The organism is Actinosynnema sp. ALI-1.44, assembly GCF_001984155.1.
Taxonomy (GTDB): domain Bacteria; phylum Actinomycetota; class Actinomycetes; order Mycobacteriales; family Pseudonocardiaceae; genus Kibdelosporangium.
The window spans coordinates 475,374-488,052 of the sequence record NZ_MTQO01000050.1 but is presented as its reverse complement, the minus strand read 5'-3'; the positions used below and the strand labels follow the sequence as shown (position 1 = coordinate 488,052).

The 12,679-nt window shown below is 67.5% G+C and carries 12 protein-coding genes; 3 read left to right on the top strand and 9 right to left on the bottom strand.

The window, feature by feature from the left end:
- Nucleotides 1-49: 49 nt before the first annotated feature.
- Nucleotides 50-1,579, bottom strand: a complete 1,530-nt coding sequence (locus tag ALI144C_RS34800) for a spherulation-specific family 4 protein (protein WP_168211421.1) — start codon at nucleotides 1,577-1,579, stop codon at nucleotides 50-52.
- A 111-nt stretch (nucleotides 1,580-1,690) separates the two neighbouring features.
- Between ALI144C_RS34800 and ALI144C_RS34795 the strand changes: the two genes are divergently transcribed.
- Genes ALI144C_RS34795 through ALI144C_RS34785 form a run of 3 tightly spaced genes read left to right on the top strand, consistent with a single transcriptional unit; the run spans nucleotide 1,691 to nucleotide 3,471 of the window.
- Nucleotides 1,691-2,458: an alpha/beta fold hydrolase gene (locus tag ALI144C_RS34795; protein ID WP_076991418.1), complete on the top strand. Its 768-nt coding sequence runs from the start codon at nucleotides 1,691-1,693 to the stop codon at nucleotides 2,456-2,458.
- A 31-nt stretch (nucleotides 2,459-2,489) separates the two neighbouring features.
- Nucleotides 2,490-3,143 (top strand): LuxR C-terminal-related transcriptional regulator, encoded by a 654-nt coding sequence (locus ALI144C_RS34790; RefSeq protein ID WP_076991417.1) that lies wholly within the window; start codon nucleotides 2,490-2,492, stop codon nucleotides 3,141-3,143.
- Between the two features lies 1 nt (nucleotide 3,144).
- Nucleotides 3,145-3,471, top strand: a complete 327-nt coding sequence (locus ALI144C_RS34785; RefSeq protein ID WP_076991416.1) for an MGMT family protein — start codon at nucleotides 3,145-3,147, stop codon at nucleotides 3,469-3,471.
- Nucleotides 3,472-3,475: 4 nt separating this feature from the next.
- Here ALI144C_RS34785 and ALI144C_RS34780 read toward each other — a convergent pair whose 3' ends face one another.
- The 8 genes from ALI144C_RS34780 to ALI144C_RS34745 all read right to left on the bottom strand — a co-directional run bounded on the left by ALI144C_RS34780 (nucleotide 3,476) and on the right by ALI144C_RS34745 (nucleotide 12,679).
- Nucleotides 3,476-4,435: a hypothetical protein gene (locus ALI144C_RS34780; RefSeq protein WP_143231035.1), complete on the bottom strand. Its 960-nt coding sequence runs from the start codon at nucleotides 4,433-4,435 to the stop codon at nucleotides 3,476-3,478.
- 22 nt (nucleotides 4,436-4,457) lie between these two features.
- Nucleotides 4,458-5,411, bottom strand: a complete 954-nt coding sequence (locus ALI144C_RS34775) for a hypothetical protein (RefSeq protein ID WP_143231034.1) — start codon at nucleotides 5,409-5,411, stop codon at nucleotides 4,458-4,460.
- 85 nt (nucleotides 5,412-5,496) lie between these two features.
- Nucleotides 5,497-6,345 carry a hypothetical protein gene (locus ALI144C_RS34770; protein WP_076991413.1) on the bottom strand — a complete coding sequence of 283 codons (849 nt, stop codon included), beginning with the start codon at nucleotides 6,343-6,345 and terminating at the stop codon, nucleotides 5,497-5,499.
- A gap of 284 nt (nucleotides 6,346-6,629) precedes the next feature.
- Nucleotides 6,630-7,292: a sirohydrochlorin chelatase gene (locus ALI144C_RS34765; protein ID WP_076991412.1), complete on the bottom strand. Its 663-nt coding sequence runs from the start codon at nucleotides 7,290-7,292 to the stop codon at nucleotides 6,630-6,632.
- Nucleotides 7,289-8,416: a uroporphyrinogen-III synthase gene (locus tag ALI144C_RS34760; RefSeq protein ID WP_076991569.1), complete on the bottom strand. Its 1,128-nt coding sequence runs from the start codon at nucleotides 8,414-8,416 to the stop codon at nucleotides 7,289-7,291. Before ALI144C_RS34760 ends, ALI144C_RS34765 begins: the two co-directional genes overlap by 4 nt.
- Before the next feature lie 5 nt (nucleotides 8,417-8,421).
- Nucleotides 8,422-8,742: a nitrite reductase small subunit NirD gene (nirD, locus tag ALI144C_RS34755; protein WP_076991411.1), complete on the bottom strand. Its 321-nt coding sequence runs from the start codon at nucleotides 8,740-8,742 to the stop codon at nucleotides 8,422-8,424.
- Nucleotides 8,739-11,228: a nitrite reductase large subunit NirB gene (nirB, locus tag ALI144C_RS34750; protein ID WP_076991410.1), complete on the bottom strand. Its 2,490-nt coding sequence runs from the start codon at nucleotides 11,226-11,228 to the stop codon at nucleotides 8,739-8,741. Before nirB ends, nirD begins: the two co-directional genes overlap by 4 nt.
- A 104-nt stretch (nucleotides 11,229-11,332) precedes the next feature.
- The gene (locus ALI144C_RS34745; protein WP_076991409.1) at nucleotides 11,333-12,679 is read right to left on the bottom strand and encodes a nitrate/nitrite transporter; all 1,347 of its coding nucleotides are present in this window, start codon (nucleotides 12,677-12,679) and stop codon (nucleotides 11,333-11,335) included.

The following is a 12,679-nucleotide window of genomic DNA, read 5'->3' as shown; positions in this document are numbered from 1 at the left end:
CGCCGACCGAGGAGTCGTTAGCAGTTTTCCCTTGGTCCTGCCGAGTGAATCAACAGGACGCAACCCGCTCGGCGGTAATCACCGGGCTGTACTCGTCCGGCGGGTCCTCGGCGGTGAAACCGCTGAACACGACGGTCTGCCGGGCCGGACCGGCCACCGGGACACGCCATACGAAAGTACCTCCGAATTCCTCTACCAGAGGTCGTACATCCGCTACTCGTTCCCACGCCCAGCCGGGGCCGGTATACCGGTACAGAAACGAGTTCTCGATCAAGAGGTCGATCCCGGCTGGCAGTCCGGGCGGCAGGTGCCATCCGGTCGACGGGTTGTCGTCGGAGTCGACGAACACCCGGTGGTGGCCGAACAGCGCACCGAAACTCACCCGGTATTCCGCGACGTCGGCACTCAGGCAGGCGGCGGCGTCCGACAACGGTGGACCAGCCGACGGCGTCGTGATCATCAATGGCGCGCTCTCGGCCGAGAGATTGCCCGCGGCATCACGCGCTTTGATCGCGAACTCGTATGGCTTGCCGTGCGGCAGGCCGGTCAGCTGATATGTGTTGTTGTACGTTTCGGCGATCTTGACGCGATTGGCGTACACCTCGTATCCGGCCACCGCCACGTCGTCGGCCGGTGTCTGCCACGACAGCCGTACGCGGGACGCGACCTGGTCCGAACGGGTCGTCGCGCTGAGCCCGACCGGCGGATGCGGCGGTGTCGTGTCGGCGATCCCGGACGCCGCGACCAGTTGGGCGTCCCAGTAGGACGCCAGTCCGCCCCACGGGTACGGATCCATCCGGCGTTCGGTCGTGTAGACGAATCCCGCGTTGTTGCTCTTGCTGCGCGTGACCACGGCTTTCATGTCGTCGACGGTCGGCACGTTGTGCACGAGGTGCCAGAACTTGCGTGGTTCGGAGTGATCACGTTGCCAGTCCGGCGAAGTGTGCGCCATGTAGGTGTCGAAGTCGCCTTCGAACGAGACCATGGTGTCCGCCACGTTCTCGTAACACCGTTCGGCCGGGGCACCTGGATTGATCACGATGTACGCGCCGGGGTGCTTCGCCCGGATGTGGTCGCGAATCTCCGCGTAGAGTTTCGCGTACTCGTCGCCGGGGCCGCAGATCAGAATCGTCTGGTCGAGAAAGATGCCGCCCAGTCCGCTCGCGCCGTATGCGTCGTACCAGTCGTCGACGTCACGGCGGATTTGCTCCAGCCACTCCGGAATCGAAGTCCCGCCTGCCCTGGTCCGATGACTGCCGTGCCCGAAGTCGACCCCCAGATAGCCGGTGTCGACGTAGACCAGCGTTTTCGTGCCCGATCCGGCCAGCTTGCCGATCGCGGTGGCCCAGGCGGGGTTGAACGGCAGCTCCGGCATGCTGCGACTGCCGTTGAGCACCGTGATCCCATTCGTCGGCCGGTTTTGCGCCAATCGGTTGAAGATCTCCATGCCGTCCGGCGTATCCGGTCCCCAATATGCCGGAATGGCGGTCTGCTGGCGCATCTCGGCCGCCCCGGCCGGGACCGGCAGGAACAGGGCGACCATGATTAATGTGCTGGTGAGGGCGAGCTTCCTGGACATCGGGGCGACCTCCATACCCTGCAACGGTCCGCTCCCCACCGTAATGGCTCCGGCACGAATTCGGAAACAACCGAAAAAAGGGATCATCCGGCGACGTGGGATCATGGTGCGGTGAGCCCGACGTTGCACGTGCGCCAGTTCGGTCCCGACGACGGGAAGCCGGTGCTGATGCTGCACGGCGTGACCGGCCACGGTGGACACTTCAAGCGCCTCGCCGAGTACTTCTTCGACGGTTTCCGCGTGATAGCACCGGATCTGCGCGGGCACGGGAACTCGACGCACTACCCGCCGTGGACCCTCGAGCAGCACGCGGCCGACCTGCTGTCCGTTTTGGACAGCCTGAAGGTGACCGGGCTGCCGGTCGTCGGCCACTCCTTCGGCGCCGCGGCGGCGATCCACCTCGCCAGGCTGGCGCCGCAGCGGGTGACGAAGCTGGTCCTGCTCGACCCGGCGATCGGCCTCGACCCGCAGTTCGTCATGGACACCATGCCGCCGTGGCCGCACGTGTCGCACAGCGCCGAACAGGCGGCCATGTGGCTGCGGGAGAAGTGGGCCGAGGTGGGGCTGTTCGACGTGGAGGAGGAGCTGCACGAGAACTTCGTGCAGCTGGGCGGAAGCTGGCTGCCCCGGTACAGCTACCCGGCGACGACGACGGCATGGAGCGAGATGACCAGGGCCGCGCAGCTCCCGCCGCCGGACACGCCGACGCTGCTCGTCTCGGCGCTGCGCTCACCGTTCGTCCGGCCCGCGTTCGTCCAGGCGTGCAAGATCACACTGCGGGACAACCTGACCACGGCCGAGCTCGACTGCGGCCACATGCTGTACTTCGAGCAGCCGGTCCAGACCGCCGGGCTCATCATGGACTTCCTCGGCCGCTAGCGGCTGTGTGCGCGCACGGTAGGGTCTGCTCGTGCGAGTTGTCCTTGGGGAGGATCTTGCCCTGCTGCGCGACGGGCTGATCCGGTTGCTGGCCGCGCACGACTTCGAGGTGGTCGAAGCCGTGGACAGCGGTCCCGCACTGCTGGAAGCGCTGGTGAAGCACAAGCCCGACGTCGCGGTCGTCGACGTCCGGATGCCGCCGACCTTCACCGACGAGGGCCTGCGGGCATCGATCGAGGCCCGCAAACAGGTCCCCGGGCTGCCGATCCTGGTGCTGTCGCAGTACGTCGAGCAGCTCTACGCACGGGAACTGCTGTCCGACCGGGCCGGGGGCGTCGGCTACCTGTTGAAGGACCGGGTGTCCGAGGTCGGCCAGTTCGTCGACGCGGTGCGCCGGGTGGCGGCGGGCGGAACGGCGATGGACCCGGACGTGATCTCCCAGCTGCTGGCCCGCAGGGAACGCGACGAACCGCTGGGCACGTTGACGCCGAGGGAACGGGAAGTGCTGTCGCTGATGGCCGAGGGCCGCTCCAACGCGGCGATCGCCGCCCGGATGTTCGTCACCGAGAAGGCGATCAGCAAGCACACCAACAACATCTTCAGCAAGCTGATGCTGCCGCCGTCGGAGGACGACAACCGGCGTGTGCTGGCGGTCCTGGCCTACCTGAACGACCTGAACGGCTGACATGGACGAGAAGCTGCACGAGCGCGTGCGTGAAGTTGTCGAAAGCGTCCCTCCGGGCTCAGTGGCCTCCTACGGGGACATCGCGGCCGTCGCGGGCGCGCCGTCGCCCCGCCTGGTCGGCCGGATCCTGGCCGAGGACGGCCACGACCTGCCGTGGCACCGGATCCTGCGCGCGGACGGCACCCCGGCGTCACACTTGCAGGAGGAGCAACTGGAGCGGCTGCGCGCGGAAGGCGTCCTCGCGGACGGCAACCGCGTGAACATGCGCCAGTACCGCTGGGCTGAGGCGGCTCAGCAGGAAGACGCCGAGCCGCCCAGCCTGTTCTAGCGGCTTACGAGCAGGTCCACTCGGCGGCGTGGACGTTGCCGCCCTCGATGTCCAAGTAGGTCCCGATCAGGGTGTCCCGCCCGGTGACGAAGTTCCCGGCCATCCATGGTCCTGGGACGGGCAGATCGGCGGGCTGACCGGCACGCCACAGCTTGGCGCCCGAGACCCCGTCGCCGATCGCGGTGCCTTGGCTGTTCGCCGAACGCACCGTGCCACCGGGCAGCACGTAACGCACAGTGCCGTCGGCGTTCCACACCACGCCTTGGTACACCATGCCGGTCACGGCAGAACCGACCGCCGTGCCGTTGTCGTAGCCGAGCACGTCGATCGACGTCGCACCAACGGGCTTCTTCAACGGCTGCGCGATCACGCCCGGCTTGTACCTGATCCCCGGCCTCGCCAGGATGAAGCCGTCGTCGTCGATGCCCATGGCCACACCCGTACCCAGCACTGTGGCACTGCTGTAGTCCGGTCCGTTCCACAGGACCAGCCGCAGCGCACCGTCGACGTCGGCGTGCCCGACGACGACACCCTGGCTGTTGATGGCGACAGGGTTTCCTGGCTTGCCCGGAGCCGGGTCGGCGAGGAACTTGTGTGTCCCGTCCACCTTGGTGACGTACGGCTTGTTCAGCACCGGACCGTTCAGCGAACGCAACACGGCCACGACGGTTCCGTTCGCGCTGACGTCGATGGGTGTGCCGTAGAGCCCCGGTTCCGTTGTCGGCAGGCTGAGCACCGTCGGTTGCGCGTTGCGCCAACGGACGATGCCGGGCACCGGATTCGATCCCGTCAGCGCGACCGAATACTCACCGCCGATCCCCTTCACATCGGGACCGGAATGCCCGGCTGGCACGGGCAGCTCGCTGCGCTGCCACGTGCAGGCCTGCTGTGCCTGGGCTGTCGCTGGGAAAAGCAGGCCGACCAATGCGACCGAGCCAACCAGCACACGTACGGATCTGAGCAAGAAATCCCCCTTGGTTTTCTGACTAGGAACAGGTCCACTCAGCGGCGTAGCCGTCGAGGTCGTCGCGGTAGTTGCCGACGATGGTGTCCCGTTCGGTCACGAACGCCTGCGTGTGGTTCGCGGGCCCCGGAACAGGCAGATCGGCGGCCTGACCGGCACGCCACAGCTTGTGGATCGGACCACCGTTGAGGACGGACCCCTGGCTGTTGGCCGACTGCCCCTTACCGGCGGTCAGCACGAATCGGACGGACCCGTCCGCGTTCCACACCGTCGCGTAGAAGGTGTCGCCGATGACGGCCAAACCGGCCGCCGTGTTGTTGTCGTAGCCGTGCACCTGGATCTGCGTGGCACCTGCGGGCTTCTTCAGCGGCTTGGCGATCACGCCCGGCTTATACCTGATTCCCGGCTTCGCCAGGATGAAGCCGTCGTCGTCGATGCCGACCGGGTCGCCCGCGCCGAGGATCTGCGGCTTGGAGTAGTCCGAAGCACTCCACAGGACGAGCCGTTGGACGCCGTCGATGGACGTGTAACCCACGACGTCACCGCTGGCGTTGATGCCGACAGCGACCTTCTGCTGCCCGGGAGCCGGAGTTCCCAGGGACTTGTGGGTTCCGTCAAGCAGTGTCACATACGGCTCACCCACAGGCGGACCAGCCGTCGGCACGAGTTCGGCCAGTATCGTCCCGTTGGCGCTGACGTCGCGCGGAGCGCCGTAGAAGGCCGGGTCCTGCGTCGGCGACCCGACCAAGGTCGGTACACCCTTGTGCCAGCGGGCGATTCCGGGCGTCGGGGTTGCCATCGTCTGCGCGACGGTGTATTCGCCACCGACGCCCTTCACAGCGGGATTGCCGTGCCCGGCGGGCACCGGCAGTTCGGTCCGCTGCCACGTGCAGGCCGCCTGTGCTTGGGCGGTCGCCGGGAACAGCAGGCCGACCAGCGCGACCGAGCCGACCAGTACGCGTACGGATCTGATCACAGAGTCCCCCATTGGACTGTCGTGGGGCCGGGACGGCCCGGCAGCGGGATGCTGCCGAGCCGTCCAGCCTGTTCAAGGGGTCACCCTACGAGCAGGTCCACTCGGCGGCAAAGACGTCGTTGCCGACCGAGTAGCTTCCGACCAGCGTGTCCCGGTCGGTGACGAAGGTCGTCGAACCGACCGGAGGCGGAGTCGGCAGCTCGGCGGACTGGCCGTCACGCCACAACGTCGGGTCGTTGCCATTCCAACCCGTGCCGCCTACAGCCATGCCCTTGGCGTTGGCGGAACGCCCCAGACCGCCGGAGACGACGTAGCGAACGGACCCGTCGTCGTTCCACACCGTCATCTTCTCAGCGGTACCGATCTTGGCGTTTCCGATGGCCGTACCGTTGTCGTAGCCGTGGACGTAGATCGACGTCGCACCTTCGGGCTTCTTCAGCGGCTTCGCGATCTGCCCCGGCTTCACCTTGATTCCCGGTGCCTTCAGTATGAAGCCGGAGTCGTCGATGCCCATGGGGTGACCCGCACCGAGAACGTTGGCCGTGGAGTAGTCCGAGCCCTTCCACAGGACCAGTTTGTTGTCGTCGTACATGCCGACGTCGCCGACGACATCACCGTGGGCGTTGATGGCCTTAGCCGTCGTCCACGGCCCCGCCCCCGGCGGCGCTCCCGGTCCCGGTTCGGGGAGGAACTTGTGCGTCCCGTCCAGCAGGGTGACATACGGGTGGCTTTCCCATGGCGAGCCCACCTTCGTCCACGTTGCCAGGACCGTTCCGTTGGCACTCACGTCGATCGGCGTCATGTAGTACGTCGGGTCCTGCGCAGGTGAACCGAGAACTGTGGCCACACCTTTGTGCCAACGAACCACGTTGTGCGTCGAGGACGCTGTGGTCGTCTCGGCGACCACGTACTCGCCGCCGATCCCCTTCACCACGGGCTTGGTGTGTCCCTCTGGCGCGGGCAGCTCAGCCCGTTGCCAGGTGCAGGCTGCTTGTGCTTCAGCAGCCGTTGGAAGAACAAAGCTGAACAAGGCGATCGCACTGACGAGCACACGTGCGGGTCTGATCACCGATTCCCCTTCGACGGTCGAAATTTCCTTCTGGAGGCCCTACGGAGCAACCGGTTGCGTCAATCGACGCAGTCGGCTTACTCCGCCCGTGATTCCCTTTCCCCCAGTCAGCACTTCGCGTGAAACGCCTTCCGCCACAAGATCGATGGCTACCCGCCGAGTGTTACTGGCAGAAGTGCGCCACGGTACCGGCGCTCGACGAGATCGACGACACGCTCGTGAGCACCGATCGGTTCCGCGACAATGCCCGCCGAAGAGTCGCGCAGAAGCCGGTGGAACAACCCGGGAGCCAACAGCCACGAAGCGATCGCGAATCTCCGGCCACGAACCAGATCCGTGATCCTCGGCCGAGCGGTCGTCACATACCCGACCTCGACGTCAACCCCGGCGAGCGCCCTCAACATCCCTGCCGCACGGTGAATGTCGGCCAATGCACGCGGATCCGACGAACCCGCTGCCGCGAAGGCGATCGGTTCGCCGCTCCACCCGGCTTCGACGAGACGCTCATACGCCACAGTCACGAGGGACGGCCCAAGCGGTCGCGTCACCACCGCTGCCGGATGCCCCGACGCTTCGACCTGCGCGGGGATGTCGATCCTGACGTGATACCCGGAGGCAAGAAAAGCGGGGACCAGCACCGCGGGCCCGTCGACCGTCCGCAGCACATCGGTCACGCCAGGCGAACAGACGTCAGCGAAAGCCACCCGCACATCCACATCGGACAGACGAGCGCGCACCTGAGCGGCCAGCGAGTGCACTACCTCACGACCGGCTGGGTCACGAGTGCCGTGCGCGACCAGGACCAACGTCATACCGGGATCGCCAACCGGTAGCCACGCTTGACAACCGTCTGCACGAGCGACGAATCCCCCAGCGCGGACCGCAACCGGGCGATCGCTGTCTCCACCGCGTGCGCGTCCACGCTCTCGTCCCGCCCGGAATGCCTGCGCAGCACACCGACCAGAGCAGGCCGGGACAGCACACGCCCAGGTGACGCGGTCAACGCTCGCAGGACGGCCATTGGCGCGGGCGGTACGACTCGCAACACACCGCCGACCACGACCGCCTGTCCACGCAGTTCCAGTGCGCGGTCACCGATCCGCAGCCGGGTCGCACGCGCGGGCAGTTCGGTCGTGACCGTTCTGGCCAGTGCACCGATCCGCGGCCGGTCCGGCTGGGCGACCGGGATTCCGGCGGCCAGCAACGGCCCGGCCGTCACCGATCCGACGCACACCGGCAGAACCGGCCCACGCAAGGCGTTCAGCAGCGCTTCCGTGCGTCCTTGCCTCTCGGCCATGGCGAGGACACTCGCCGCCGCGGGTGCGCTGGTGAACGTCAACGCGTCGACCTGCCCGACCAGCACCGCGTCGAGCAAGCGCTCGAGCGGGCCGACGTCGGCAGGCAGGGTCCAGCGGTACACCGGGACCTGGACGACCTCCGCACCCGCCGCCCGCAGGCTGCCGACGAAGTGCGGCAGGGGTTCGCCGTGCAACTGGACCGCCACGCGCTTGCCGTCCACACCGGACTCGAGCAGGTGTTCGAGCACTTCCGAGTTGCTTTCCGACGCTGGCGACCAGCTCTCCACCAGACCGGCCGCGCGGACGGCGCCCTTGGCCTTGGGGCCACGGGCGAACACGTCCGCCTGCGCGAGCACGTCAAGCAGTGCCGGGCTGAGGCCCCACCCCTCGGCCGCCTCCACCCAGCCGCGGAAGCCGATCGCCGTCGTGACCACGACGAAGTCCACCGGGTCCGCGATCATGTCCTCGGTCGACGCCCGCAGCCGCATGTCGTCCGGCAGCGGCACGATCCGGATCGCCGCGCCCTGCATGACATTGGCACCACGTCGTTCCAGCAACACCGTGAGCTCGTCCGCACGACGGGCCGCCGTCACACCGACCGTGTACCCGGCCAGCGGCGGAACCTCGGTCTCTACCATGAGCGTCACGGCGCCCCGACCATGACCACGCCCGCGTCCACGCGCACCGGGAACACTTTCAGCGACACCTCCGGGTCGTCCACGCACACCCCGGTACGCAGGTCGAAGGCGTTCTTGTGCATCGGCGAGACGGCGACGGGCACCCCACCACGGTCACCGACGATGCCGCGCGAGATCACCGCAGCGCGGGAGAACGGGTCGATGTTGGACAGTGCGTAGACCTGGTCGTCGCTGGTGCGGAACACCGCGACCTGGACGTCGCCGGGCAACAACGCGGCCACGCCACGGTTGGGCAGCAGGCTGGCGAGCGGGAACTCGACACTCATCGGGAGACCACCTCCGGAATGCCCAACTGGACGGGGACCCGCTGGCCACGCTCCGCACGGAACGAGATCGTCGGGTCGGGTGTGCCGGGCGCGTTGACGAACGAGGTGAACCTGGCTAGTTTCTCCGGGTCTTCCAGCACGCCACGCCATTCGTCGGCGTACGAGCCGACGTGCTGGCGCATCGCGGCTTCCAGGTCGGCGCAGATGCCGAGGCTGTCATCCACCACGACCTCCCGCAGGTGGTCCAGTCCACCGTCCATCGCCTCGATCCACGCGGACGTGCGCTGCAACCGGTCGGCGGTGCGGACGTAGAACATCAGGAACCGGTCGATCAGCCTGATCAGCGTTTCGGTGTCCACATCGGAGGCGAGCAGATCCGCGTGGCGCGGCTTGAACCCGCCGTTCCCGCCGACGTAGAGGTTCCAGCCGTGCTCGGTGGCGATCACACCGAAGTCCTTGCCGCGCGCCTCGGCGCATTCCCTCGCGCAGCCGGAGACCGCCGACTTGAGCTTGTGCGGCGACCGCAATCCCCGGTACCGCAGCTCCAGCTGGATGGCCAGGGCGACCGAGTCCTGCACGCCGTAACGGCACCAGGTCGTGCCGACGCAGGATTTCACGGTGCGCAACGCTTTGCCGTACGCGTGGCCGGACTCCATGCCCGCGTCCACCAGCCGCCGCCAGATGTGCGGGAGCTGGTCGACGGTGGCACCGAACAGGTCGATCCGCTGCCCGCCGGTGATCTTGGTGTACAGCCCGTAGTCCCTGGCGACCTCGGCGATCACCATCAGCTTGGCCGGGGTGATCTCGCCGCCGGGGATCCTCGGCACGACCGAGTACGTCCCGTTGCGCTGCAGGTTGGCCAGGAAGTGGTCGTTGGTGTCCTGCAGCGAAGCCTGTTCACCGTCCAGCACGTGTCCGGTGCCGAGTGAGGCGAGGATGGACGCGACCACCGGTTTGCAGATGTCGCAGCCGGAACCCGTGCCGTGCTTGGTGATCAGCTCGGTGAACGTGCGCGCGCCGGAGCCCGCGACGATCTCGAACAGCTCCGCGCGGCTGTACTCGAAGTGCTCGCACAGGGCCTTCGACTGCACGACACCGGCTTCGGCGAGCAACTGCTTGAGCATCGGCACGCACGAGCCGCAGGTGGTGCCCGCCTTGGTGCGGCTCTTGAGCCCGGGCACATCCGCGCAGCCTTCGGCGATCGCACCCTTGATCGTGGCCTTGGTCACCGCGTTGCACGAACAGACCTGGGCGTCGTCGGGCAACGAGCCCATCGCGATGTCGGTCCCCGCCGGCGCGATGAGTGCGGCCGGGTCGCCGGAGATCGCGCGGCCGACCATCGGGCGCAGCACGGTGTACGTGCTCGCGTCGCCGACCAGAACGCCGCCCAGCAGTGTCTTGGCGTCGTCGGACACCACGACCTTGGCGTACGTACCGGCCACGGCGTTGTTGAACACGACTTCGAGCGCGCCTTCGGTGGTGGCGTGCGCGTCGCCGAAGCTGGCCACGTCCACACCGAGCAGCTTCAGCTTGGTGGACGTGTCCGCACCGGGGAACGTGGCCGTCCCGCCGAGCAAGCGATCGGCCACGACCTCGGCCATGGCGTACCCGGGCGCCACAAGGCCGTAGACCATTCCGTCGACGCACGCGCATTCGCCGATGGCGTAGATGTTCTCGTCGTCCGTGCGGCAGCCTTCGTCCACGACGACACCACCGCGCGCTCCGACCGTCAGGCCCATGGCCCTGGCCAGGTCGTCACGAGGCCGGATGCCCGCGGAGAACACCACCACGTCCACGTCGAGCTCGACGCCATTGGTCAGCTTGACGACCATCCGCCGCCCGTCGCGCTCGATCACCTCGGCGGACGTTCCCGTGTGGACTGTCAGGTCCAGCTTCTGGACCAGGTCGCGCAGCAGGCCCGCACCGCCGTCGTCGACCTGGATCGGCATCAGCCGCGGCGCGAGTTCGACCACGTGCGGGGAAAGTCCCATCCCCCGCAGCGCGTTGGCCGCCTCCAGGCCGAGCAGGCCGCCGCCGAGGACCATGCCCGCGCGCCTGCCGGTGCGCCCGGCCGACTCGACGGCCGCGCGGATCGCGTCCAGGTCGTCGATCGTGCGGTAGACGAAACACCCCGGCAGGTCACGACCGGGAACCGGTGGCACGAACGGTTTCGAGCCGGTGGCGAGGACGAGCGCGTCGTAGTCGACGCGCTCGCCCCTGCTGGTGATGATCTCCCGGGTGGCCCGGTCGATCTCCAGCGCGGTCTCGCCGAGCCTGATGTCCACACCCTCGACACCGGGCAGTGTCAGGTCACCGGCATCCCATGTGTCCACATAGGAGGACAAGGCGACCCGGTCGTAAGCCGGCCGCGTTTCCTCCGCGAGCACTACGATTCGCCACGCACCGGCCACGTCACGGTCGCGCATGGCTTGCGCCAGACGGTGACCGACCATTCCGTAACCGACGATGACCAGAGTCCGCGTCATAGAAGTTGGCCCTCCCTGGTTGGCACGTCCCATGCTGGATCGTGAGCGTGTCGAACCGGGTTCACCGGTGTTTCCGACGCGTTAAAGGAACCTCCCCGTGCAGGTCACAGACCTGCGAGGACGTGCTCCCCACTCTTGACGGGCGACGGTTTGCGCAGGTAGACCGCCCACGTGACGGCGAAGCAGACGCCGTAGAAGGCCAGGAACGCCACGAACGCGGGAACGCCGGTCTTCGCGGTCATGAAGGACTCGCGGAACGCCAGGTTGATGAACAGCCCGCCCAGCGCCCCGATCGCACCGGCGAGGCCGATCAGGGCACCGGACAGCCGCCGGGCCCGCAGCAGCGCCTCCTGCTTCTCGGCTCCGGCCTCGATCGCGGACTGCGCCTTGGCGTGGAAGATCGCCGGGATCATCTTGTACGTCGACCCGTTGCCCAGTCCGGAGAAGAAGAACAGCGAGATGAACGCGGCGACGAACAACGGCAACGAGTCCGCGTTCGACGCGACGATCGTGACAGTCGTGCCGACGGCGAGCGCGAGGAACGTCCACAGTGTCACTTTCGCGCCGCCGACCCGGTCGGACAGCCAGCCGCCGACCGGCCGGATCAGCGAACCGACCAGCGGGCCGAGGAACGTCAGCGACGCGGCCTGCATCGGCGTACGGCCGAACTGGTTCTGCAGCACGAGACCGAAAGCGAAGCTGTAGCCGATGAACGAGCCGAACGTGCCGATGTACAGGAACGACATCACCCACGACTGCGGATCCTTGACCACCTCACGCAGTGCCTTGGTGTCGCCGCTCATCGTGCCGAGGTTGTCCATGAACAGCAACGCGCCGATGGCCGCGAGGATCAGCAACGGCACGTAGATGTACAGCACGATCCGCGGCGCGCCCGCACCCGCGGTGCCGATCACGAGCAGGCCGATCAGCTGGATGGCCGCCACGCCGATGTTCCCGCCGCCCGCGTTGAGGCCGAGCGCCCAGCCCTTGCTGCGTTCCGGGTAGAAGGCGTTGATGTTGGCCATGGAGGACGCGAAGTTGCCGCCGCCGACTCCGCCGAGCGCGGCGACGAGCATGAACGTCCCCAGCGATGTCCCCGGTTGCATCACGGCCGCCGCGAGGACGGTCGGGATCAGCAGCAGACCCGCCGAGAACACCGTCCAGTTGCGACCGCCGAACTTGGCGGGCGCGAACGTGTACGGGATCCGGATCAGGGCGCCGACCACCGTCGGTGTGCACACCAGCAGGAACTTGTCCGCGGCGGAAAGGCCGTACTGCGGGCCCATGAACAGGACCATGACCGACCACAGTGTCCAGATCGAGAAACCCAGGTGCTCGGCGAAGACCGAGAACCACAGGTTGCGGGTGGCGACCCGCTTGCCGCCGTTCGCCCAGAACTCCTCGTCCTCCGGATCCCACTTGTCGATCCACCGTCCACCGATACGCTTCAT

Coding starts and splice junctions, on each gene's coding strand:
- ALI144C_RS34760 (WP_076991569.1), bottom strand. CDS start 8,416: ATGGTAGAGACCGAGGTTCCGCCGCTGGCCGGGTACACGGTCGGTGTG.
- ALI144C_RS34745 (WP_076991409.1), bottom strand. CDS start 12,679: ATGAAGCGTATCGGTGGACGGTGGATCGACAAGTGGGATCCGGAGGAC.
- nirD (WP_076991411.1), bottom strand. CDS start 8,742: ATGAGTGTCGAGTTCCCGCTCGCCAGCCTGCTGCCCAACCGTGGCGTG.
- nirB (WP_076991410.1), bottom strand. CDS start 11,228: ATGACGCGGACTCTGGTCATCGTCGGTTACGGAATGGTCGGTCACCGT.
- ALI144C_RS34800 (WP_168211421.1), bottom strand. CDS start 1,579: ATGTCCAGGAAGCTCGCCCTCACCAGCACATTAATCATGGTCGCCCTG.
- ALI144C_RS34765 (WP_076991412.1), bottom strand. CDS start 7,292: ATGACGTTGGTCCTGGTCGCGCACGGCACTCGTGACCCAGCCGGTCGT.
- ALI144C_RS34785 (WP_076991416.1), top strand. CDS start 3,145: ATGGACGAGAAGCTGCACGAGCGCGTGCGTGAAGTTGTCGAAAGCGTC.